The organism is Ruegeria sp. HKCCD7181 (genome assembly GCF_057221055.1).
In genome coordinates, this window is sequence record NZ_JBWVBC010000006.1 from 143,908 (window position 1) to 167,210 (window position 23,303).

The following is a 23,303-nucleotide window of genomic DNA, read 5'->3' on the forward strand; positions in this document are numbered from 1 at the left end:
AAGAAAACGCATGAGCGACGAGGTGTGAGCAATGCTGACCAAAAAACAGCTGGATTTGCTGGAATTCATCCATAAACGCGTTCAGGCGGACGGTGTTCCGCCCAGCTTCGACGAAATGAAGATTGCGCTGGATCTGCGTTCGAAATCCGGGATCCATCGGTTGATCACCGCGCTGGAGGAGCGTGGCTTTATCCGCCGTCTTGCGCATCGCGCCCGCGCCATCGAAATTGTGAAATTACCGGAAAGCCTCGGTGGCGAGCCGACCGCAGGCTTTACCCCACGCGTGATCGAGGGCGACCGGCCAACAGGCCCGCGCCCCGCCAATTTCGAACCGGTCACAGTAGATGCGATGGAACTGCCCGTGATGGGCCGTATCGCAGCGGGTGTTCCAATTGAAGCAATCAGCCATGTTTCTCACCGTGTAGCAGTGCCGGGCACTATGGTTTCCGGCAAAGGAGACCACTACGCGCTTGAAGTACGCGGTGACTCGATGATCGACGCAGGCATCAATGACGGTGATGTTGTTGTGATTAGGGAAACTTCGGTCGCAGATAACGGCGATATCGTTGTCGCACTGGTGGAAGATCAGGAAGCCACGCTGAAACGTTTCTTCCGCCGTGGCCACGCAATTGCACTCGAGGCTGCCAATCCGGTTTATGAAACCCGTGTGTTGCCGGAAGAAAAGGTCAAAGTTCAAGGTCGTCTGGTTGGCTTGATCCGCAGCTACTGATCCTTGATATTCCGGGCGCTGGGAGACCAGAGCCTGCGCCCGGTGACATCTGCACTGGTCATAAGATGTCCGTCGTCAAACGCCAAGCTGCCGGTTTCTCGCAATATTTTCGGGCCAAAGATCGTACAGTTGCCGCTGAGCTCCAACGCAATCGGCGATACGACTATCTGGTTTTGATTGCATTCGTCAAAGCTGCTGGCTGCCCGCTTTCCGGTGACGTGTACCAGTTCCTTATCGCCCAGCAAAAACCGCTGCACCCGGTCCGGGGCATGCGGCCAGCGGGCCGCCGCGCGGGTTTGATCTACGCCGTCACCATCATTCTCAAGCCAAACCGAAGCCACAAAACCGCTGCCTTTTTCTTTGCTCAGCGCCCGCCCGCTTGCGGTCATTACACCAATCAGACTGCCTGTATCGGCCACCAGAACTTCTGGCCTGTGTCCCTGCCCCCATAGCATTAGCGCCGCTGCCATTGGGGCCACGCCTGCCCATCTGGCACGGGTTTGCCAAAGAATGGCCCACAATGCGCCAAGAGCCAGCATAGGCAACACGAATTCCGGGGGGCTGACCACATAGCCCCTGGCCCCGTCCAACGCCGAGACCCACTCTGCAACCCCTAAAATCCAGCGTAGTCCCAAACCCATCAGTGCCAGCGCGAGCCATTCCAATCCAAATGGCGCTAATAGTGCCGCTACGACAGCGGTCGGCACCACGACCGTACCCATGACGGGCACCGATAAGAGGTTCGCCAGCAGGCCATAGTGAGACATTGTATTGAAATGCGCAGCCCCGACCGGTGCAGTGGCAAGACCCGCAATGGCAGAGGACATCAACAAACCCAAAGCAGGCTTTATCCATTTGGGACCCGGGATCGGCCCCAGGTTGCGCATTCCTCCGAATGCAGCAACCAAAGCGGTGGTTGCGGCAAATGACATCTGAAACCCAGGGCTAAGCAGAGATTCGGGGCGCAGGATCAGGACAATCAGGGCCGCAAGTGCAACAGCGCGTAGTGAAATGGCCCTGCGATCAATCAGAACCGCGCCCAACATGACGCTGACCATGACAAAGGCGCGCTCGGTCGCGACATTCCCGCCTGACAATAGCAGATAGACCATTGCGGCACTTAGCGCACAGATCGCGGCCAGCTTTCGCACCGGCAAACGCAATGCCAAAGCCGGAATCGTTGCCAATATGATCCTGCAAGTCACAAAAACGAAACCGGTCAACAAGCCCATGTGCAGACCTGAAATTGCCAGCAAATGAGCCAAGTTCGACGCCCTAAGTGCATCAAGCGTGGTTTGCCCCATGCCGCTGCGATCCCCGGTTGTCACGGCAGCAGCAAATCCACCAACTTCGCCAGGCAAAACCCCACGCACGTGCTCGGATACAGCCATGCGCCAGAACGTTATTCGCACACCACCAAGCCCGTCCTCAACCGGAGACACAGGCATCACGGGAACTCGGGTGTAACCGACGGCACCCAAACGCTGAAACCATGCGTGACGGCGAAAATCGAAACCGCCCGGCTCGACCGGCCCCTGCGGAGGAGACATATACGCGGTCGTCATGATCCGTTGTCCCGGCATCAGGGGAACAGTGTCGCCATGCATAGACAGCCGGATGCGCTGCGGTTGCTGTTTTTCAGGCACATCCCCGATCCGCACCTGATCCAGCGTCACCCGCAGCGCATCCGACGCAGAGCGGTCCAGCGCCACGACCCGCCCCTCGATCGGGCCATAGTAGCGCCATTGCAGTACCGGCTCTGCAACCCTGTGAGCACGCGCGCCCGCCAGTAGAAAACCTGCGGCAATCAGCGCTACACCGACGGCCAGTGGAGCCCAGGCAGCAGGCAGGCTGCGACTGGCAACCAACGCGACAAGCGACAAGACCAGAACCCAGCCATAAAGTTGCAAGCCGGGCTCGAACCGCAGGCTGAAATAGAATCCGATTCCTATGGCCAAACAGATCGGAGACCACGGAAACAGGTACCCTCGCTGCTTCAGTAACGCGGTCTCGATCCCAGCCAGAACACGCATGGTTGCCCCCGTCTCCCGGGCTCGTTAGACAGGCGTCAACTTAAGCCCGCTAAGGTTACCAAAAGGTTAATCACCACTATGTCCGATCAGGTCGTCACCCGTTTTGCCCCATCGCCCACCGGGTTCTTACATATCGGCGGCGCCCGTACCGCGTTGTTCAATTGGCTGTATGCTCGGGGTCGTGGCGGAAAGTTCCTGCTGAGGATTGAGGATACCGATCGTGAAAGATCCACCCCCGAAGCGACCGCTGCGATTTTGCAAGGCATGGAGTGGTTGGGCCTGGATCATGACGGCGACATCATAAGTCAGTTTGAAGGTGCCGCTCGCCATGCCGAAGTCGCCCACCAACTGCTCGCTCAGGGAAAAGCTTACAAGTGCTTCTCGACGCAGGAAGAAATTGCCGCTTTCCGCGATCAGGCACGCGCAGAAGGCAAGTCCACCTTATTCCGCAGCCCCTGGCGGGATGCTGATGACTCGACCCATCCTGATCTGCCGTTTGTGATCCGTATCAAGGCACCTCAGGACGGCGTCACGATCATCCGGGATCAGGTTCAGGGCGACGTTACTATTCGCAACGACCAACTGGACGACATGGTCTTGCTTCGTTCAGATAGAACGCCAGTCTACATGTTGGCTGTCGTAGTGGATGATCACGACATGGGCGTAACCCATGTTATCCGAGGCGATGACCACCTGAACAACGCCGCACGTCAGATGATGATCTACCAAGCAATGGACTGGGACGTCCCAGTCTGGGCACATATTCCTCTGATTCACGGCCCCGACGGCAAGAAACTCAGCAAACGCCATGGCGCACTGGGTGCGCAGGAGTACCGGGCAATGGGATATCCTGCGGCCGGTATGCGCAACTATCTGGCGCGCCTTGGGTGGAGTCATGGGGATGATGAGTTTTTTACTGATGAACAGGCAAAGGAATGGTTCGATCTGGACGGAATTGGCAAAAGCCCTGCCCGTTTCGACCTGAAGAAGCTTGAGAACCTGTGCGGTCAGCACATTGCTATTTCTGCGGATGCTGCGCTGCGGCATGAAATCGCAGGCTATCTGGCAGCGGCTGGTCACAACACTCTGAGTGACACACAATCCAGTGATCTGGAACGTGCGATGTATTGCCTCAAGGATCGAGCCCGAACATTCCCGGAACTGCTTGAAAAAGCGCACTTTGTTCTGACATCAAGGCCGATTACACCTGATGAAAAAGCCGAAAAAGCGCTGGCATCTGTATCCGATGGTATACTGATTGAATTGACGCCGCATCTGCAAAATGCTAGCTGGTCCCGTGACGAGCTGGAGGAAACCCTGAATTCGTTTGCAGAAGCGAAAGGGGTTAAGTTCGGTAAACTGGCGGGTCCGCTACGGGCGGTTTTGGCCGGTCGGGCTGTGACACCTTCGGTTTTTGACATGATGCTCGTGCTTGGGAGGGATGAGACCCTGGCGCGACTTTCTGATGCAGTGAACTAGGCCCGACCTTCACATTCGGGTAACGCTGCTCCGCTAATACCCGGACTGCGCGCTTGCGCGCAGCCGTTGCCCGCAAGGTCGGACAGCGATCCGACATGCGCATGACTGAGGAAGGGATGAAATGACCGATAGCAACAAAACCGCCACGCTGACTGTCCATGGTAAAGAATACGAGTTGCCGGTTCATTCGCCAACCGCGGGGCCGGACGTTGTTGATATCCGCAAGCTTTATAGCCAGGCGGGCGTATTCACTTATGATCCCGGTTTCACATCAACCGCCAGCTGCGACAGCACCATCACTTATATTGACGGTGAAAAAGGCGAACTGCTGCACCGGGGTTACCCGATCGACCAATTGGCCGAAAAATCCCATTTTCTGGAAGTCTGCTATCTGCTGCTGTACGGAGAGCTGCCCACCGCAGCCGTTCTCGAAGAGTTTGAGACCACGATAACCCGCCACACTATGCTGCATGAACAAATGCAGTATTTCTACCGCGGGTTCCGCCGAGACGCGCACCCGATGGCCATTATGGTCGGCGTTGTGGGTGCCATGTCGGCGTTCTATCACGATTCGACCGACATCTCGGACCCGCAACAGCGTGAGATCGCATCGCATCGCCTGATTGCCAAGATGCCCACCATCGCGGCCTGGGCCTATAAGTATCACATCGGTCAGCCTTTCATTTATCCGCGCAATGATATGGATTATGCGTCGAACTTCCTGCGCATGTGTTTCGCCGTGCCCGCCGAGGATTATGACGTCAATCCGATCCTCAGCCGCGCAATGGACCGGATACTCACGCTGCACGCCGACCACGAACAGAACGCGTCGACCTCGACCGTGCGTCTGGCGTCTTCGTCGGGGGCAAACCCGTTTGCCTGTATCGCCGCTGGTGTTGCTTGTCTTTGGGGTCCGGCCCATGGCGGTGCCAACCAGGCCTGCCTTGAGATGCTGGAAGAGATCGGTACCGTCGACCGCATCCCCGAATTCATCGCCCGCGCCAAGGACAAGGACGATCCGTTCCGCCTGATGGGCTTTGGTCACCGCGTCTACAAGAATTTCGATCCGCGGGCCAAGGTGATGAAACAGTCGGCGGATGAAGTTCTTGAGCTGCTGGGCATCGAAAACAACCCGAAATTGCAGGTCGCAAAAGAGCTGGAGAAAGAAGCTCTGGAAGATCCGTATTTCGCCGAGAAGAAGCTGTTCCCGAACGTAGACTTCTATTCGGGCATCATCCTTGAAGCGATGGGCTTCCCGACTTCGATGTTCACGCCGATCTTTGCATTGTCGCGTACCGTCGGCTGGGTCAGCCAGTGGAAAGAGATGATCGCCGACCCGCAAAACAAGATCGGTCGTCCGCGTCAGCTGTATCTGGGCGAGACCATGCGGGACTACGTTGATATCGAAAAACGCTGAGACAAGCCAAAACGAACTTAAGCCCCGGCCCTGCGCCGGGGCTTTTTTGTCAGAACAAGCTAAGCTGATCGCCGACCTGCGCTGGCACAGCAAATAAATCGCAACGCAAGGGCGGCGACTGGGTCGCCAGTCCTAGTCGCTTTAGCGCCGCTTTGAAGCGGTGCGCAATCATCTCTGCGTAGGTGCCCTCGCCCCGCATTCTGTGCCCCCAACGTGGGTCGTAGTCTTTTCCCCCATGCATCTCGCGCAGGCGCGCCATGATCTTCCCGGCGCGATGCGGTTCGTGTTCCGCCAACCACTCCTGCCACAATTCTGATACCTCACGTGGCAATCGCAACATGATCCAACTGGCCGCATCAGCCCCCGCCTCCTGACCGGCCTCCAGTAGGTGTTCCAGCTCGTGGTCCGTCAGACCGGGCACGATGGGCGATGTCATTACACGCACTGGAACTCCGGCTTCGGTCAGCCGCCTGATTGTTTTCAAGCGGCGTTGCGGAGACGGCGCACGCGGCTCCATTCTGCGGGACAGATCAGAATCCAGGGTTGTCAAAGAAATCCCCACGCGGACCAAGCCCTGCTTCGCCATGGGCGCTAAAATATCCAGATCGCGCTCTACCAGAGTGCCCTTGGTTACGATACCAACCGGGTGTTGAAAACCTCTCAGAACTTCAAGACAGGCTCTTGTTATTTCGCGAGTCTTCTCGATCGGCTGATATGGATCCGTGTTGGTTCCAAGCGCTATCGGGGCGACCTTGTAGGACCGCGCCGATAGCTCGCGCCGCAACACATTTGCCGAGTTCGGACGCGCGACCAAACGTGTTTCAAAGTCCAAACCCGGAGAAAGCCCCAGATAAGCGTGCGTCGGGCGCGCAAAACAATAAACGCAACCGTGTTCACATCCGCGGTACGGATTGATCGAGCGATCGAAGGGCAAGTCAGGAGAGGTGTTGTAGGTAATCAGGCTCCGTGCAATCTCATCCCGGGCTTCAGTACGCAGCGGCGGCAATTCTTCATCGTTATCCCACCCGTCATGCGTGGCGGTGGTGAGGAACCGCTCGAAACGGCCGGCATGGTTTGACGCCGAACCGCGAGCGACCAGCCGTGTGTGATCAACAATTTGTTCGCTCTTTGTTCTCATTGTCTTGTAATACAGAACTGCTGCTGCTCACGCAAGGCGACAACATTTGCCCTCTGCGTCCCATCTGACGGGAAAATTTGAAAATACCGTGGGATCTTGAATAAACTACAAGATAGTCATGCAAAAAAATCCACCCCATCAGGTCATATTTTCATCTATAGGTCGGTCTAAGAACGACCAAGGTCGCAATCGTCACAGTATACATGCGACGAAATGGCCAAAACGGAAAAAATTGCCACCCCGGGCCGAGGGCCCGAACAGCTCAGGGAAATGCCCCATGTCCGATGAAGAAGACATCATCCTGTCAGAACTGAACGACGACGAACTTGTCGAGCAGATGTTCGACGATCTTTATGATGGTCTGAAGGAAGAGATCGAGGAAGGCGTGAACATTCTGCTGGAACGCGGATGGACCCCTTACGACATCCTGACCAAGGCGCTGGTTGGTGGCATGACGATCGTTGGCCACGACTTCCGCGACGGCATCTTGTTCGTCCCCGAGGTCTTGCTGGCAGCCAACGCCATGAAAGGCGGCATGACGATCCTCAAGCCGTTGCTGGCCGAAACCGGTGCGCCCCGTGTGGGCAAGATGGTCATTGGCACCGTCAAGGGCGACATCCACGACATCGGCAAGAACCTTGTTTCGATGATGATGGAAGGCGCAGGGTTCGAAGTTGTCGATCTGGGCATCAACAACCCCGTAGAAAACTACCTTGAGGCGCTGGAGTCTGAACAGCCTGACATCTTGGGCATGTCCGCTCTGCTGACGACCACGATGCCTTATATGAAGGTCGTCATCGATACTCTGGTCGAACAGGGCCTGCGCGATGACTATATCGTACTTGTGGGTGGTGCGCCCCTGAACGAAGAGTTCGGCAAGGCAATTGGTGCCGACGGTTATTGCCGTGACGCTGCGGTGGCTGTGGAAATGGCCAAAGACTTCGTGTCGCGCCGCCACAATCAGATGGCGGGCTAAGCCAATTGAAAGATTACCGAAGGCCGCCCGTTTCGGGCGGCTTTTTTTGTTCCGGGGCCGCGCTTGTTAAATCACAACAGGCGGCACTAAAATTGTTCTGAGACGCAACCGAACGGAAGCCCGATGACGGACACGCCATTGCCAGACGACAACAGCCTGACGGTGCAGGGTTTTAGCGAACAGCGAAAGGCCGAGCAGATTCTGCTCATCGCTTGTGGTGCTCTGGCGCGTGAAATTCTGGATTTGAAGGCCCGCAACGGCTGGGACCACATGGCACTGACCTGCCTACCGGCAATCCTGCATGTCCATCCTGAACGCATCACTCAAGCGGTCGAAGACGCGGTGGCCAAGCACCGGGACAGTTTTGAACGGATCTATGTCGTCTATGCCGATTGCGGAACCGGCGGGTTGTTACAGCAGGCCTGTGAACGTTTGGGCGTCGAGATGATCAAGGGCCCGCATTGTTATTCTTTCTTCGAGGGCAACGATGCCTTCGCGGAACATGCCGATGACGAAACCACAGCCTTCTACCTAACGGATTTTCTGGCACGGCAGTTCGATGCGTTCGTCTGGAAGCCGCTAGGTCTGGACCGGCATCCGGAACTGCGTGACATGTACTTCGGAAACTACACAAAACTCGTCTATCAGGCGCAGACCGATAATCCCGACCTTACCCGACGGGCAATGGAATGCGCGGACAGAATGGGCCTGACCTTCGAACGCAGGCTGACAAGATATGGTGATCTGGAAACCACCTTATCCGATTGGGCGGCCCGCCCAACAGCCGGACAGCAGGACCAAAGCTAGGCGTTGGCCAAAGCGACTTCGCGAATCCGTTCGATCATCGAACGCAACCCGTTTGAGCGTTGCGCGGACAAATGGTCGTTTAAGCCCAGCCGCGCAAGTTCGGCAGCAGCATCCACGCTGGGCACTTCGCTTACTGGCAAACCATTGTACAAGCTCCGCAATACAGCGATCAGGCCACGTACAATAAGGGCGTCACTGTCGCCATCAAAGTGGAACGCCCCGCCTTCGATTACAGGGTGTAGCCATACCTGACTTGCGCATCCATTGACTTTGGTTGCCGGTACTTTCAGTGCATCATCCAACGGGGACATCGCCTTACCCTGCTCGATGACGTGGCGGTACCGGTCTTCCCAGTCCTCCAAAAATTCGAAGTCCTCGACAATCTCTTCAAAGGCGGGCGTTGCCATAGTTCGGCTATTCCTTGCGTTGCGCGATCATAATTGTGACCTATGCTTAGCTTAACCGTCTGTCCACCCCCCGGCGTGGCTTTTCAAGACGATGAAATTGCGGTAACCCGATGCAGGAAAAAATACACAAATCGTTGGGTCCATGTACAAATCTCTGTCTGTTCTTCTGGTTTCCACGTTAATTCTGTCAGGCTGCGGCGGCTGGCGCGACTCGCGGGTGAACCCCTCGAACTGGTTTGAGCCCAGCACCCCTGCCCCGGGCGAACTGTCAACCGAAGATCCGAATGCACTTGTTCCGGCGCAAAGTGACTCGGCCGGCTTGTTCAAGCGCCCGGACGCCATCGACAGCAGTATTCCGATCGCTCGGATTGATGAACTGCGAATCGATCCAACGCCGGCGGGGGCTATTGTTTATGCTGCTGGGACAGCAATTCGACAGGGCGCTTACGACGCCCACCTCAGGCGCGTTGAATCAGAGGAAAACACCAAAAACGGCATTATGGAGTTCTCGTTTCGTGTGAATTACCCCGACTATGCAACATCGCAAGGGACCGAACGGTCGCGCATGGTGTCGGATGCTATCAATGTCACCGCACAGGAGCTGCAGGACATTCGCCTGGTTCGTGTGGTCGGTCAGCAAAACGCATTGGAATCACGCCGCCGCTAAGCAGGATTAGAGCGACACGACCTGAACAGTTTGCCCTTTTGCCGCCAGTGCGATCTTGCCATCGCAGAGTTTTAGGGCATCCTCACCAAACACTTCGAACCGCCAACCGGTCATTGCAGGTACTTCGCGTTCCCCGGAGGCGATCAGATCCAAGTCGGCGCTGGACGCAATCAGCTTGGCGGCCACGCCTGCGCTTTCAGTCTTTGACTTCAGCAATACCCTCAGCAAATCGGCCAGTGCCGGATTGACCTTCAGCTTGTCGCGGCTGTTGTCAATTTTGGGCATTTGCTCCGGCGGGCAGTTCACGCCGCGTTTGACTGCGGCGAGAATCCCATCGGCTATTGGACCTTTACGCGCATCACGCAACAGCAACCGTGAACCACCGAGATCCGAGGTCGATTTTGGCTTGGTAGACGCCATCTCGATTAGGGCATCATCCTTGAATACACGACTACGCGGGACATTGTTTTCCTGCGCATAAGCCTCTCGAAATTGAGCCAACTCGCGAACCACGGCCAAGAATTTGGCTGAATTCGTTCGGGTCTTGACCCGCCGCCATGCGTCCTCGGGGCGAATATCGTAGGTTTCGGGCCGGGTCAGAATTTGCAGCTCTTCCGCGACCCAATGGCTGCGTTTGGTCTTTTCAAGTTCGGCAGCCAGGTATTCGTAGATGTTCCGCAAATGCGTTACATCCGCCAAAGCATAGGTTTTCTGCGCGTCCGACAAAGGGCGGCGAGACCAGTCCGTGAATCGTGAGGTTTTATCCACGCCCGCTTTACAGATTTTGCGGACCAGCGTTTCATAACCCACCTGCTCACCAAAATCGCAGACCATCGCAGCGACTTGCGTGTCAAACAGCGGCGCAGGGAAAACACCGGCATCAACCCAGAAAATCTCAAGATCCTGTCGTGCGGCGTGAAAGACTTTTACAACACGTTCATCACGAAACAGGTCATAGAGAGGCTCAAGCGACATATTGTCGGCCAGCGGATCAACAAGCACCGCGCTATCATCGTCGTCCGAGGGATAGGCCACCTGCACCAGGCACAGTTTCGAATAATATGTCCGTTCGCGTAGAAACTCTGTGTCTACGGTAACATAGGGATATTCCGAAGCCGTCTTGCAAAATTCGGCCAGCTCTTGCGTCGTTGTCAGGGTTCTCATGCGCCGTGCTGTTCTTGCTCTTTTTTTAATGACTGCCCGTCTTTACGTCCTCGTCCCGAGCGTTAGGGGCGACCATAGGCCGATTTCCGGGGGCGTGTAAATCACCGAAGGCAAATCAGGGTAGCAGAACCGGGGATTTGTCACCTTTGGCATAGCGCCGCAAAACAGCTGGATACAGCTTGTGCTCCCAAGTCAGAACCCGTGCGGCCAAGGTATCTGAGGTATCTGCCGCCTCGACCTCGACACGGGCTTGACCCAATATCGGACCGTCATCCAGGGCCGCGGTTACCTCGTGTACGGTACAGCCATGTTCTGTGTCCCCAGCCTCGATCGCCCGTGCGTGGGTATTCAGGCCCTTGTACTTCGGCAAGAGTGACGGGTGGATGTTCAGCATTCGCCCCTGAAACTGCGATACGAACTCCCCGGTCAGTACCCGCATGAACCCGGCAAGGCAGATTATGTCAGGTTGTGCCTCTAGCAAAGGTTTCACCAGTTCTGACTCGAATGCTGAACGGTCGCCTTTAAAAGGACGGTGATCGACCACAGCTGTAGGAATACCGCGATCTGCTGCCTTCTGAATCCCACCCGCACTTGGGTCATTGGACAAAACCAGACAGGGTCGGGCTGGGTGATCGTTCACCATGCTGTCGACCAGCGACACCATGTTCGACCCCCCGCCAGACAGCAGGATCGCGACGCGCTTATGGCTCACAACAGGGTGCCCGAGTACGCGACGCCCGGTGTTTCCGTGACAGTACCAATCCGTGAGACCGTCTCGCCAGCCTCGGTCAGCAACCCGGTCAGCGTGTCGGCTTGATCTGCAGAGCAGACAACAATCATGCCGATACCGCAGTTGAAGGTCTTGAGCATCTCGGCCTCGGCAATCCCGCCGACTTCTGCCATCCAGCCAAAGACAGGCGTCAGGTTCCAGGAGTTCAGATCGATTTCGGCACCCATTCCTTCGGGCAAGACACGCGGCAGGTTTTCTGTCAGGCCACCACCGGTGATATGGGCCAGCGCATGAACGCCCCCTGCCCGTATCGCCGCCAATGCAGGTTTGACATAGAGCCGCGTCGGCGTCAGCAGTGCTTCGCCCAGCGTCCCGCTGCCAAAGGGAGATTCAGAGTCCCAACCCAGCCCCGATATCTCAACCAGTTTGCGCACCAGCGAGTAGCCGTTGGAATGCACCCCGTTCGAGGCCAGCCCCAGCAGAACATCACCGGCCTGAACTCCGTCGGGAAGAACAGCGCCCCGCTCCATCGCACCGACCGAGAATCCGGCCAAATCGAAATCTCCATCAGGATACATGCCCGGCATTTCGGCCGTTTCACCACCGATCAAAGCGCAACCTGATTGTGCACACCCTTCGGCGATGCCTTCGATGATCCGTGCGGCCGTATCCGTGTCCAGCTTGCCGGTGGCGAAGTAATCCAGAAAGAACAGCGGCTCGGCACCCTGACAGATCAAATCGTTGACGCACATCGCCACCAAGTCGATTCCGACGCCGTCCACCAAACCGGTATCGATAGCGATCCTTAGTTTAGTGCCCACGCCATCGGTTGCCCCCACGAGAATCGGGTCTTCGTAACCGGCGGCTTTGAGATCGAACAACGCGCCGAACCCGCCTAGCCCACTCATCACACCCGAGCGATTGGTGCGCTTCGCCGCCGGCTTGATCCGGTCAACCAGCGCGTTGCCTGCGTCAATATCCACACCGGCATCGGCATAGGTGATTCCGTTCTTGCCCGCTGTCATGGCCAATCCCTCATGAGTGCTTTGCGGGCGGGTTATTCGATTGTGCAACATGTTGCAACGGTCAGGCTTGACGCGGGCACAGATCGTGATACCCAAGGCGCTCAGGCGGGCCTGTAGCTCAATTGGTTAGAGCAGAGCGCTCATAACGCTTTGGTTGGGGGTTCGAGTCCCTCCGGGCCTACCATTTTCACCGTCCGATCACTATATCCGCACATAATCCGCCCAGGTTTTTGCTTTTGCCCAACCGCAACGTGCCTCCGTGGGCGCGTGCTATGTCCGCAACGATGGCCAGGCCCAAACCGACACCGCTGCCCTGATTCTGGTTTCGGGCCGGATCAAGCCGGGTGAATGGTCTTACGGCCTCGGTGCGCTGTTCCAATGGAATTCCGGGTCCATCATCTTCAACCCGAATGCGCAGGGATTTTGGCGTGAGCGTCAGACTCATCTCAGCGCGAGAACCATAACGCACTGCATTCCCGATCAGGTTCTCCACTGCGCGCCGCATCGCGGTCGGGCGCATCATGGCGGGGCCTTCCCCTTCGACCGATATGAGTTCCACATCGTAACCGGCACGCTGCGCGTCCTTCACGATCTCTCGCAGCCACAATTCGGGCTCCACTTTCTCGGGGGCGCCCTCGGCAGTGCCACGGGAGAACTCCAGAAATGCATCCAGAAGGGACTGCATCTCGTCCACATCTTTGAGCATTGGGCCTGCTTCTTCTTCAGGAATAAGCGACAGTCCCAGTTTCAACCGGGTAAGCGGCGTACGCAGATCATGGCTAACGCCGGACAGCATCCGTGTTCGTTGTTCGATCTGACGCTCAATTCGAGACCGCATGTCCAGAAATGCGTTTCCCGCCGCGCGCACCTCGATCGCACCGTTCGGCGTGTAAGGCACGACCCTACCGCGACCGAAGGCTTGCGCCGCGTCGGCAAGGCGAGTGATCGGCCGCAATTGGTTACGCATGTAAAGAAAGGAAATCGTGGTCATCACAACGGCAAAGAAAACCATAGTGACAAGCAACTGGTGAGGAGCGGCCGGAGACAACCGCCTCCGGTCGAATGCCAACTCAAGTGTCCCAAGGTCTGTCTTGAGATAAACGCGCGCCTCTTTGCCGCTCGGCAAGGCTATCGCGACAGCCTCTGGTATCCTTGTGTGCAGGTTTTCAGCAACTTGCGGCGCTATGAAATCATGCCACCGGCGTGATCCGGCTTCGGCTTCTTCGTCCGGGTTCAGGAATCGCGCCGTCATTCCCAGGGCCGTCAATTCGGTTCTTACGGCAGCCAGCGCCTCTTGCTGTATCTCGGCGCCCTGCATCCCCTCCATGATCAGATCAACTTCCCGTGCAGCAGAACGCGTCATTTGCTGCGTCACCTCTTCAAGGTGTTTCTGCAGAAAGGCGATGGACACCACCAACAACACGACAATGACCGGCAGCACGAGAATCAAGGCAGCACGGGCATACAGGCTGCGGGGCATATAGGGTTTGAGCAATTGCGACGACATGCGCTAAACCTAGCGGGCCACCTGGGTAAGAGGAAGAGGTCACAATGCAAGCCCCTGACAGTTTCAACCCAGCACCCGGCGTGGCCGAAGAGCTTTCACCCGGCCTCCGACGGATTCTTGCACCAAATCCGTCGCCGATGACTTATCGCGGCACAAACACTTATTTGCTGGGCACCCGAGACATCGCGGTGATCGATCCCGGCCCGATGATCGAAGCACACCTCGACGCGATTCTAAACGCGTTGCAGCCCGATCAGCGGGTCAGCCACATTCTGGTGACTCACTCCCATCTGGACCACTCGCCCCTCGCCGCCCCTTTATCCGCGCGCACCGGCGCGCCGATTCTGGCCTTTGGCGAGCCAGAAGCCGGTCGTAGCGCCGTCATGACGCAGCTGGCGAAACAAGGGTTGGCTGGAGGCGGCGAAGGCATCGATTCAGGCTTTCGCCCAGATCAGGAGGTGCTGGATGGTCAGATCATCCGAGGTGAGGACTGGGAGCTTGAGGTAATCCACACGCCGGGTCATCTGGGCAATCACATCGCGCTTGCCTGGGGCGAAGCGTGTTTTACCGCCGATCATGTAATGGGCTGGGCCAGCTCGCTGGTCTCGCCGCCGGACGGTGACCTGACCGATTTCATGGACGCGTGCCACCGCTTGCGCGCGCGCCAATGGTCCGTGTTTCATCCGGGCCACGGAGCCCCCGTTACTGAACCTGCGGCCCGGCTGGATTGGCTGATCGAACATCGTCTTGGGCGTGAATGCCAAATCCTGACTGCACTGGAGGACGGCCCTGCAACAGTGCAAGAATTGGCCCGCCGGATATATGTCGATACCTCTGACGCATTGCTGCCAGCCGCCGAACGAAATGTATTTGCGCATCTTGTGGACCTGACGGGAAAATTCCGCGTTGAACCGCTTCAAGACCTGTCTGTAGCAGCACAATTCCGGCGGCTCAGCTGACCCGCAGAAATTTTTTTCATCGTTATGCGCATCCCCTCTGGACGGCGAAAATCGGTGTTGTTATACGCGCCCTCAGTTCCGGCGTAGCTCAGCGGTAGAGCAGTTGACTGTTAATCAATTGGTCGTAGGTTCGATCCCTACCGCCGGAGCCAATTTTCCTTACATCTGCGCGTTTCAAACTGCACTGACGTGTGATCCGAAGTCCGGTCCAGTTTTTCGTCGAAAAAACCCTTTGACCCCTCTGGACGCCAGGAAATCTGATTGCTATACGGCGCGAACCGTTCCGGCGTAGCTCAGCGGTAGAGCAGTTGACTGTTAATCAATTGGTCGTAGGTTCGATCCCTACCGCCGGAGCCATTCTCCAATCATCGACACTCAGCCCGACAGGGCATCGTTGAAGTCCGCGCGCAGATTGCGTTTCAGGATTTTACCCGTCGCATTAAGCGGCAGTGCATCTACGAAAACAACCTTGTCGGGCACCTGCCACTTAGGAATTTTACCGTCAAAAAAGTCCAATAGCTCTTGCTCTGTCGGATCTTCACCCTCGGACTTAACCGCCACGAGCAACGGGCGCTCGTCCCACTTCGGATGAGGCACTCCAACAACCGCAGCAGTGGCCAGTTTCGGGTGTGCGACGGCGATGTTTTCCAGTTCGACGGAACTGATCCATTCACCGCCGGATTTGATGATGTCCTTAGACCGGTCGCGGATCGTCATATAGCCGTCAGGGTCCAGTGTCGCCACGTCGCCAGTCGCGAACCAGCCGTTTTGCAAAAGATCCTGATCCTGCAGCTGAAAATAGCTGTCCAACACCCAAGGACCGCGAACCATCAGATCGCCCTGTGTTTCACCGTCATGTGGCAGATCGTTGCCGTCATCATCTACGATCTTTAATTCCACGCCAAAAGGAGGACGTCCCTGATTCTCGCGTAGTCTGTGTTGTTCTTCAAGCGGCAGATCGAGGTGTTTGGCCAGCGGATAGTTGGTCGTTCCCAGAGGGCTCATTTCGCTCATACCCCAGGCGTGGACGGTATCGACGCCATAGGTTTCCCGGAAGGTTTCAATCATTGACGGCGGGCAAGCAGCACCGCCTATGACGGTGCGGTTCAGGCTAGTCAGCTGAGAACCGTTTTGCTGGGCATGAGCCAGAAGGCCCTGCCAGATAGTCGGGACGCCCATTGCCAGCGTCACACCATGCTTGTCGATCAGATCAACCAGCGCTTCGCCGTGCAAACCCGGCCCCGGTAGCACCATGCGTGACCCGGACATGGCGCACGCGTAAGGCGAACCCCAAGCGTTAACGTGGAACATCGGTACAACCGGCATCACGACGTCCATCGCCGAAAACCCAATAACATCCCGCGTGTTCGATGCAAAACTGTGCAATACTGTCGAACGATGGGAATACAAAACGCCCTTGGGGTGTCCTGTAGTGCCCGACGTATAACAAAGGCCGCTGGCCGTATTTTCGTCCAAGTCGGGCCATTCAAAATCGTCGCTGCCCGCATCGATCAACTCGTCATAGAATTTCAAATCGACCACCTGCTCCGATGCGGCGTCGTCCCGAGGCCCCATCAGCACAAAGTGCTGAACCTCACTCAGGTGTTCCTGCAATGCTGAGACAAGTGGGATAAATGTTGCATCAAAGAACAACACCCGGTCCTGAGCGTGGTTGATGATGTAGGTCAGCTGGTCCGGAAACAGGCGCGGATTGATCGTATGGCAGACGAATCCTGCACCGGACACGGCGTAATAAATCTCGAGATGGCGCCGGTTGTTCCACGCCAGCGTCCCTATGCGATCCTGCGGTTGTAATCCCAGCCGGTTAAACGCCGAGGCCAGCCTGCGTGCATTTTGCGCAATTCCCGCCCAGTCGGTCTTAGTCACCGAGCCATCGGTCTCGACCGAAATGATCTCAGTTTCCCCGTGATAACGTTCGGCGTGATCAATCAGTGACGAAATCAGCAACGGCTGCGTCATCATCTGTCCCAGCATGGACATCCTCCCATTGTCAGCTTCGTGCCGTAGCGGCCGCGCTTTATTGCCTTGTTTGCATTACGTCCCGGCAGAGCCAGACGGATCAAACATTGGCTTTGATTGGCAATGACCCTGCCAATCTTTCAATTGTCTGACAATAAAAGAATGCTGTCGGTCACGACAGCGGACCGCGGTCAAGACCGCCTACCAGCGCCGATGCCGCAGCGCATAGTCGACCAAAGCCGCGGTCGATCCGTCCTTGTCCGCCGCGCTGACATCTCCCTCCACGATCGGCCCCAGCGAGGTAGCCAGTTCCTTACCCAGCTCAACGCCCCATTGATCAAACGAGTTGATTCCCAACAGGGTCCCTTCAACGAAAACCCGATGTTCATAAAGGGCGATGATCTGGCCCAGCACATACGGCGTGAGCTTGGGATAGATCAGCGTGGTCGAAGGCCGGTTGCCTGGGAATACCCGGTGACGGGCCTGCCGATCCAACTCGTCGCCTTCCAGCCCTTTGGCAGTCATACGGTCCCGCGCTTCATCTAGTGAACGGCCGCGCATCAATGCCTCGGACTGGGCCAGGCAATTGGCCAATAACAGGCGGTGATGATGGGCAAGTTCGGGCTCATGCCCCTCGGCGGCCACCATGAACTCGCACGGAATTACATCAGTACCCTGATGGATCAGCTGATAAAAGGCGTGCTGACCGTTGGTGCCCGGTTCACCCCAGACGACTGGTCCCGAGGGCGTGGTCAGCGCGCTGCCGTCCATGGCGACCGACTTGCCGTTCGATTCCATCTCTAACTGCTGGAAATAGGCAGGCAAGCGCAGCAGACGTTGGTCATAGGGCAGCACCGCGCGGCTGGTGTGGTTCAACACCTGACGGTGCCAGATGCCAACCAAGGCCAGCATAACCGGCATATTCTCAACCCAATCGGCCGATCGGAAGTGCAGGTCCATCGCCTGCCCGCCCCGCAAAAATGCATCAAAGGCATTTGAGCCAACAGCGATCATTACGGGCAATCCCACTGGTCCCCAGACGGAATAGCGACCACCAACCCAATCAGCGAATCCAAAGACTCTGTCCTCCGGGATGTCAAAGGCCGCTGTTTTGTCCAAAGCGCTGGAAACGGCAGCAAATTGCCGCGCCGGATCGCCACCACCGTCCATTACCCAGGCACGGGCGGTGCGCGCGTTGGTCATAGTTTCGATCGTTGTAAAAGTCTTGGAGGCCACAATGATCAGTGTGCGTGTCGGATCGAGCTCGCGCAGCGTATCGGCGATATGCGCGCCGTCCACGTTCGACACGTAGTGCAGCCTCGGCCCGTCGTGATAAGGCGCAAGCGCGTGGGTCGCCATGACTGGGCCGAGATCTGACCCTCCGATCCCGATATTCACCACATCTGTGAAACTGCCACCCGGTCCTTGAATCGCGCCGCCTCGGATTTCTTCGGCAAAGACTCGCATCCGTTGCAACGTGTCCAGGACGTCTGGCATAACGTCATGTCCATCAACCTCGACCGGACCTCCATCCAGGTTACGTAAGGCCGTATGCAGAACTGCCCGCCCCTCGGTTTCGTTGATTTTCTCGCCGCCAAACATCGCATCACGACGCGCGGCCAGATCAGCGGCGTCGCACAGGCGGATCAATTCGGCACGGACATCTTTGTCGATTTTGGTTTTCGAGTAGTCGAACAGCATATCACCGGTCGAGGCTGAAAATTCACGCGCTCGCTCAGGGTCTGTTTCGAACAGGTTAAGAATGCTGTCGCCAGCCCCCTGTTCAACAAGATATTTGAGGGTTTCGAGTTGCATACCTCTTACTCCGCCCAATGTACCGTCATGCCGCTGAGCACAGCGGCGATCGGTGCCTCTTCGGGAGGCATTGTCATCGCTCGTTCCAACGCGGTGCGTTTCGCCTCACCATAGATAATCAGATGCTTGGACAGCGCCCCGTCCAATACAGGTGCCGTCAGCGTTATACGCGGCTCGGGCTGAACATCTGTTCGCGCCACGGCCAGCATCGGCGCGTGGCTGTCCAACGCTGCGCCCAAGTCGGCCATACCCGGAAACAGCGAGGCGGTGTGCATATCCTCGCCCATGCCCAAAACCAGAACGGAAAGCGGCAGCACAGGTGCGATCAGCGTTTCAATCTCGGCCAGAGCGTCCTCGGGGTTCCGCCCCGGCACAAATAACGGCACATACTCGGCCACCGACGCACGGCTGGTCAGCAGACGCTCACGGATGAGACGTTCGTTCGAGCGTTCATCATCGGCTGGAACACAGCGTTCATCAGTGGGCAGAACCCGAACACGATCCCACTCCAGATCAGCCGCGCAAAGCCCGTCAAAAATCGGTCCGGGCGTAGTGCCGCCCGGCACGGCAAAGGACACCAGATCGTGATGCAGCAAAGCGGCCTCAAGATCACCGGCCAAGTCATTGGCCACATCAATTGCCAGCATATCGCGGTCGGCATATTCCTGTATTTTCATGGCTTGATCCCTTGCCAGTGGCGACCGTCGCGTTTCATCAGCAGCTCGGCGTCGCCCGGACCGGTGCTTCCGCTTTCATAAGGTTTGGGCACATCGCCCCGTGCCTGCCATCCGGCAATGACAGGATCGGTCCAGGCCCATGCGGCCTCTACCTCGTCACCGCGCATGAACAACGTTTGGTTGCCCCGGATCACATCCATCACCAGCCTTTCATAGGCATCAGGCGGGTCCTGGTTTTCCGGGCCCAACGCCTCGGCAAAGCTCATGTCCAGCGGCACGTCGACCAGACGCATCCCGCCCTGCCCGGGTTCCTTGATCGTCACCTTCAGCGTGATGCCTTCATTCGGTTGCAGACGGATCGACAGTGCATTCGCGTGCCGTCCTGCTTCTTCCCCGAATATCGAGTGTGGCGCGTCCTTGAACTGTACATTAATGACCGACGATCGCGCCACCAACCGTTTGCCCGTACGCAAGTAAAAAGGTGTACCTGCCCACCGCCAGTTGCTGACATGGGCGCGCAGCGCGACATAGCTTTCGGTGGTCGAGCGAGGATTGCCCACAACGTCACGATAACCCAGCCCCTCGGGCCCCGCCGAAAACTGGCCGCGCACGATGTGATGCGGCTCGACCGGATCCAACGCGCGGATCACTTTCAGTTTTTCATCCCGTACCGCGTTAGGATCGAACTTGGCCGGCGGCTCCATTGCGATCAGGCACAAAAGTTGCATCAGGTGGTTCTGTACCATATCCCGCATGGCGCCTGCCCGCTCGTAATATTCCTCGCGCCCGGCGATGCCGACGGTTTCAGCCACGGTGATCTGAATATGATCCACATACTGGCTGTTCCAAAGCGGCTCGAACATCATGTTCCCAAACCGCACCGCCATTAGGTTCTGAACGGTTTCTTTACCCAGATAGTGATCGATGCGATAGATTTGACCTTCGGAAAAATGTGCCGCCAGCGTGGCATTGAGATCGCGTGCGCTTTCGAGGTCATGGCCGAATGGTTTTTCCACCACAACACGGGTTTGTGCATTGGCCAGGCCATTCTCATTGATCCGCTCGGCCAGAGGCCCGAACAGCCGAGGACCGACTGAGAAATAGAACGCCCGTACGCGGTCCTGATGCAACTTGTCCGCCAACGCGGCCCAACCATCCTCGGAAAGCGCGTCCAACCGGACATAATCGACGCGGTTCAGAAACCCGTTCAGCTTTTCCGCGTCCTTCGAACGGTTTGGCGCGTGTTGGCGCAACGAATCAGAGACCAGCGCCTGGAAAGCGGCACGATCCAAATCACTACGTGCAGCAGCTATGATCTGGGTGTCTTTGGGCCACTGGCCTGCACAATAGCGACGAAACAGTGCCGGCAGGATCTTGCGTTGTGCCAGATCGCCGGTTCCACCGAATATGACCAGATCAAAAGGGTCTACAGGTATGACGCGAGAAACCATGGGTTTTCCTTACCTTGCCGTTCGAGCCATGTCCAATGTTAGCGCCACCATATTTTCCTTTTTTGCTTCCATCAAAACTCTGTCAGTTCTGTCTTCAGCACCTTTTCCGATAGTCCGGATCGAACTAGATCAACTATTAATTTGCAAAGAACCGGATGCGGAATGAAAGACAACGTCCCTCACATCGCCAATATCGGCAAGTTTCAGAACAAATTGGTGACAGCAGATGGTCAGACCCGTGCTTCGGTCTCGTTGAAACAGCCTGAAACGTTGTGGTTCAACACTGGAACCTTGTGCAATATCGAATGTTCGAATTGCTATATCGCCAGCAGCCCGACCAATGATGCGCTGGTGTATATCACTGCAGACGAAGTCCGGGCCTACCTGGATCAGATCGATGCCCGGAATTGGCCGATCCGCGAAATCGGTTTCACCGGCGGCGAACCTTTCATGAACCCCGAAATGATCGGCATGGCCCGTGCGGCGCTGGAACGCGACTATGATGTGCTGATTTTGACTAACGCCATGCTGCCAATGATGCGCCGGAAGATGCGTGAAGGGTTGCTGGAGCTCGAACGCAGTCATCCCGGCGCACTGACGCTACGTGTTTCCGTAGATCATTATAAGCCCGAATTACATGATAAAGAGCGCGGCACAGGCAGTTTCGAGAGAACTCTGACCGGCATGAAATGGTTGCGCGACAATGGGTTCAGAATGACGGTGGCCGGGCGAACGGTCTGGGGGGACACCGATGCAGAAAACCGGAAGGGCTATGCGGAATTCTTCGCCGAACATGGTTTTGACATCGACGCCCGGAATCCTGCTCAAACAGTCCTGTTTCCGGAGATGGACGAAACGGTTGATGTCCCTGAAATTACAACCGCTTGCTGGGACATACTGAACAAATCCCCAAGCGAGGTCATGTGCGCCAACTCGCGCATGGTGGTCAAACGCAATGGCGCTGCAAGCCCTGTCGTTCTGGCTTGCACCCTACTGCCTTACGCGGCTGAATTCGAAATGGGTACAACATTGGCGGAAGCCGAGGCAGACGTGCACCTGAACCACCCGCATTGTGCCAAGTTTTGCGTTCTTGGCGGGGCAAGCTGTTCAAGTTGAACCTTCAGTTCAATTCCGGAGATTTCCAGTATTTCGTGCCAGACGCCCCAGCCGAAACCCGCCAGCCCTTCTTACCCAACACAAAGAATGACCGACCATCGGTGAACCGAACGGTTTCATTGCTGCTGTCATCGCCGTACATAGCCCCGGATTCCGCTGTGGCGTCATACCCATAGGTTATGAACTTTTCCAACACCTCCGGTGTTTCGAACAGAATTACGAACTTGGTTTCAAACCCGCCTATACCTATGGCCGCTCCGACCCCGCCTGTACCCATATTCATGTAGGTGTGGTGGTCCGTTTCTTTTGACACTGCAACACCGCGCCCATAACCCGCCGAAACAGGAAATACAGTTATTTTACGAGAATCGAACACCGCGTAACCCGCGCTGACGTCGTAAAGAGACCGCGCCTCGGGGTTTTCAGCCAATAGCTGCGTCAATACATCATCTGCCATAAGGTCGAGCTTGGCGCGTGTTTCTTCAGGTGTAGCTTCGTTGGACACAAGGTTTGCCGTTGAATTGATGGTTTCATCGACCGCGTTTGCGCCCTTGTCTATGGTGTTGCCAACGCTCTCCGCTCCACGCCCGATCGCATTTGCCGTATTCTCGGCGCCTTTCTTGATCTTTCCCAGAACGCCGTCAGCAGCAGCCCCTCCGCACGCCAGACAAGCGGCGGTAATGAAAAACAGAACTCTTGTCATATTGTGGCTCCGAATGCGGCCGGCGACTCGGTCGATACCTTACCCGATGCGTCCAAAATATAAACGCAATCCGACAGCTACTGATCCGAAACCCTATTCCAGCGTCAATTGATCCGAAACTCACCAACCATGTTGCGCCATTCTCCGGGCGCGATCATCTTGCGGTGCGTGAACCGGACGGAATGCAAAGGGCCTTCGATCTCTCGCTGCCAGAAGTCGATGAAATCGAACAGCTTTGGATGATCGGGCGCCAGGTCGTATTCCTGCCAGATGAACGTATTCAGAACGTGAATATAATCGGGCATGCGATAGAAAAACTCTGCCGTCGTCAGCCCGTACCCCTTGAGCATTAATTCCGTTTCGCTTTGCTCCATGCAGACCTCCAAATTTATTGCAAGGTCTCTTTAGGGTAACACGAAAACCTCCTAACCCTTAGTTAACAATATGTTACTCTGGTGTTACCGGGTTTTTCGCATGCAAAATCGTTGCTTGCTTGCACCTTATGTGCCGGGTCTGATAAGA

At 56.7% G+C, this 23,303-nt stretch carries 21 protein-coding genes and 3 tRNA genes; 11 read left to right on the forward strand and 13 right to left on the reverse strand.

Features of this window, described 5'->3' with window-relative positions:
- Positions 1–31 precede the first annotated feature (31 nt).
- Complete coding sequence (gene lexA, locus AC2TCY_RS13630) at positions 32–730, forward strand: transcriptional repressor LexA (protein ID WP_480848057.1); 699 nt, start codon at positions 32–34, stop codon at positions 728–730.
- On the opposite strand, the gene AC2TCY_RS13635 is transcribed toward lexA, so the two are convergent.
- Positions 724–2,763, reverse strand: coding sequence for a ComEC/Rec2 family competence protein (locus AC2TCY_RS13635; RefSeq protein ID WP_480848059.1), 2,040 nt, complete (start codon positions 2,761–2,763; stop codon positions 724–726). The genes lexA and AC2TCY_RS13635 overlap by 7 nt on opposite strands.
- Positions 2,764–2,841: 78 nt before the next feature.
- On the opposite strand from AC2TCY_RS13635, the gene gltX reads away from it, so the two are divergent.
- Positions 2,842–4,242, forward strand: coding sequence for a glutamate--tRNA ligase (gene gltX / locus AC2TCY_RS13640; protein ID WP_480848061.1), 1,401 nt, complete (start codon positions 2,842–2,844; stop codon positions 4,240–4,242).
- Between the two features lie 121 nt (positions 4,243–4,363).
- Positions 4,364–5,659, forward strand: a complete 1,296-nt coding sequence (gene gltA / locus AC2TCY_RS13645) for a citrate synthase (RefSeq protein ID WP_480848063.1) — start codon at positions 4,364–4,366, stop codon at positions 5,657–5,659.
- 49 nt (positions 5,660–5,708) lie between these two features.
- Here gltA and AC2TCY_RS13650 read toward each other — a convergent pair whose 3' ends face one another.
- Complete coding sequence (locus tag AC2TCY_RS13650) at positions 5,709–6,797, reverse strand: PA0069 family radical SAM protein (RefSeq protein WP_480848065.1); 1,089 nt, start codon at positions 6,795–6,797, stop codon at positions 5,709–5,711.
- Between the two features lie 277 nt (positions 6,798–7,074).
- Between AC2TCY_RS13650 and AC2TCY_RS13655 the strand changes: the two genes are divergently transcribed.
- Both AC2TCY_RS13655 and AC2TCY_RS13660 read left to right on the forward strand, forming a co-directional pair.
- Complete coding sequence (locus tag AC2TCY_RS13655) at positions 7,075–7,773, forward strand: corrinoid protein (RefSeq protein ID WP_480848067.1); 699 nt, start codon at positions 7,075–7,077, stop codon at positions 7,771–7,773.
- Positions 7,774–7,896: 123 nt separating this feature from the next.
- A complete protein-coding gene (locus tag AC2TCY_RS13660) occupies positions 7,897–8,580 on the forward strand; it encodes a DUF1638 domain-containing protein (RefSeq protein WP_480848069.1) in 684 nt (227 codons plus the stop codon).
- Here the strand turns inward: AC2TCY_RS13660 and AC2TCY_RS13665 are convergent.
- Complete coding sequence (locus AC2TCY_RS13665; protein ID WP_480848071.1) at positions 8,577–8,987, reverse strand: SufE family protein; 411 nt, start codon at positions 8,985–8,987, stop codon at positions 8,577–8,579. The genes AC2TCY_RS13660 and AC2TCY_RS13665 overlap by 4 nt on opposite strands.
- 142 nt (positions 8,988–9,129) lie before the next feature.
- Between AC2TCY_RS13665 and AC2TCY_RS13670 the strand changes: the two genes are divergently transcribed.
- Complete coding sequence (locus AC2TCY_RS13670) at positions 9,130–9,654, forward strand: hypothetical protein (RefSeq protein WP_480848073.1); 525 nt, start codon at positions 9,130–9,132, stop codon at positions 9,652–9,654.
- A 6-nt stretch (positions 9,655–9,660) separates the two neighbouring features.
- On the opposite strand, the gene rnd is transcribed toward AC2TCY_RS13670, so the two are convergent.
- The 3 genes from rnd to purM form a co-directional block, all read right to left on the reverse strand.
- The gene (gene rnd, locus AC2TCY_RS13675; protein WP_480848075.1) at positions 9,661–10,818 is read right to left on the reverse strand and encodes a ribonuclease D; all 1,158 of its coding nucleotides are present in this window, start codon (positions 10,816–10,818) and stop codon (positions 9,661–9,663) included.
- A 115-nt stretch (positions 10,819–10,933) separates the two neighbouring features.
- On the reverse strand, positions 10,934–11,530 hold the full coding sequence (purN, locus tag AC2TCY_RS13680; RefSeq protein WP_480848077.1) for a phosphoribosylglycinamide formyltransferase: 597 nt from the start codon (positions 11,528–11,530) through the stop codon (positions 10,934–10,936).
- A complete protein-coding gene (purM, locus tag AC2TCY_RS13685) occupies positions 11,527–12,573 on the reverse strand; it encodes a phosphoribosylformylglycinamidine cyclo-ligase (protein WP_480848079.1) in 1,047 nt (348 codons plus the stop codon). The genes purN and purM overlap by 4 nt, the downstream gene beginning before the upstream one ends.
- Positions 12,574–12,680: 107 nt before the next feature.
- Here purM and AC2TCY_RS13690 point away from each other — a divergent pair.
- A tRNA-Ile gene (locus AC2TCY_RS13690) sits at positions 12,681–12,757 on the forward strand.
- Positions 12,758–12,760: 3 nt separating this feature from the next.
- On the opposite strand, the gene AC2TCY_RS13695 is transcribed toward AC2TCY_RS13690, so the two are convergent.
- Positions 12,761–14,080 carry an ATP-binding protein gene (locus AC2TCY_RS13695; protein ID WP_480848081.1) on the reverse strand — a complete coding sequence of 440 codons (1,320 nt, stop codon included), beginning with the start codon at positions 14,078–14,080 and terminating at the stop codon, positions 12,761–12,763.
- A gap of 44 nt (positions 14,081–14,124) precedes the next feature.
- Between AC2TCY_RS13695 and AC2TCY_RS13700 the strand changes: the two genes are divergently transcribed.
- The 3 genes from AC2TCY_RS13700 (at position 14,125) to AC2TCY_RS13710 (ending at position 15,396) form a co-directional block, all read left to right on the forward strand.
- On the forward strand, positions 14,125–15,039 hold the full coding sequence (locus AC2TCY_RS13700; protein ID WP_480848083.1) for an MBL fold metallo-hydrolase: 915 nt from the start codon (positions 14,125–14,127) through the stop codon (positions 15,037–15,039).
- A gap of 77 nt (positions 15,040–15,116) precedes the next feature.
- Positions 15,117–15,191, forward strand: a tRNA-Asn gene (locus tag AC2TCY_RS13705).
- Positions 15,192–15,321: 130 nt separating this feature from the next.
- Positions 15,322–15,396 (forward strand) — tRNA-Asn (locus AC2TCY_RS13710).
- 18 nt (positions 15,397–15,414) lie between these two features.
- Here the strand turns inward: AC2TCY_RS13710 and AC2TCY_RS13715 are convergent.
- The 4 genes from AC2TCY_RS13715 to zwf form a co-directional block, all read right to left on the reverse strand.
- On the reverse strand, positions 15,415–17,034 hold the full coding sequence (locus AC2TCY_RS13715; protein WP_480848085.1) for a long-chain-fatty-acid--CoA ligase: 1,620 nt from the start codon (positions 17,032–17,034) through the stop codon (positions 15,415–15,417).
- A gap of 186 nt (positions 17,035–17,220) precedes the next feature.
- Positions 17,221–18,834, reverse strand: a complete 1,614-nt coding sequence (gene pgi / locus AC2TCY_RS13720) for a glucose-6-phosphate isomerase (protein WP_480848087.1) — start codon at positions 18,832–18,834, stop codon at positions 17,221–17,223.
- Positions 18,835–18,839: 5 nt separating this feature from the next.
- Positions 18,840–19,511 carry a 6-phosphogluconolactonase gene (gene pgl / locus AC2TCY_RS13725; RefSeq protein WP_480848089.1) on the reverse strand — a complete coding sequence of 224 codons (672 nt, stop codon included), beginning with the start codon at positions 19,509–19,511 and terminating at the stop codon, positions 18,840–18,842.
- On the reverse strand, positions 19,508–20,962 hold the full coding sequence (zwf, locus tag AC2TCY_RS13730) for a glucose-6-phosphate dehydrogenase (protein ID WP_480848090.1): 1,455 nt from the start codon (positions 20,960–20,962) through the stop codon (positions 19,508–19,510). The genes pgl and zwf overlap by 4 nt, the downstream gene beginning before the upstream one ends.
- Positions 20,963–21,124: 162 nt before the next feature.
- On the opposite strand from zwf, the gene AC2TCY_RS13735 reads away from it, so the two are divergent.
- Positions 21,125–22,078 carry a radical SAM protein gene (locus AC2TCY_RS13735; protein WP_480848092.1) on the forward strand — a complete coding sequence of 318 codons (954 nt, stop codon included), beginning with the start codon at positions 21,125–21,127 and terminating at the stop codon, positions 22,076–22,078.
- Between the two features lie 4 nt (positions 22,079–22,082).
- Here the strand turns inward: AC2TCY_RS13735 and AC2TCY_RS13740 are convergent, their stop codons facing one another.
- Both AC2TCY_RS13740 and AC2TCY_RS13745 read right to left on the reverse strand, forming a co-directional pair.
- Positions 22,083–22,781, reverse strand: a complete 699-nt coding sequence (locus AC2TCY_RS13740) for a lipid-binding SYLF domain-containing protein (protein WP_480848094.1) — start codon at positions 22,779–22,781, stop codon at positions 22,083–22,085.
- 104 nt (positions 22,782–22,885) lie between these two features.
- Positions 22,886–23,155: an usg protein gene (locus AC2TCY_RS13745; protein WP_480848096.1), complete on the reverse strand. Its 270-nt coding sequence runs from the start codon at positions 23,153–23,155 to the stop codon at positions 22,886–22,888.
- Positions 23,156–23,303 lie beyond the last annotated feature (148 nt).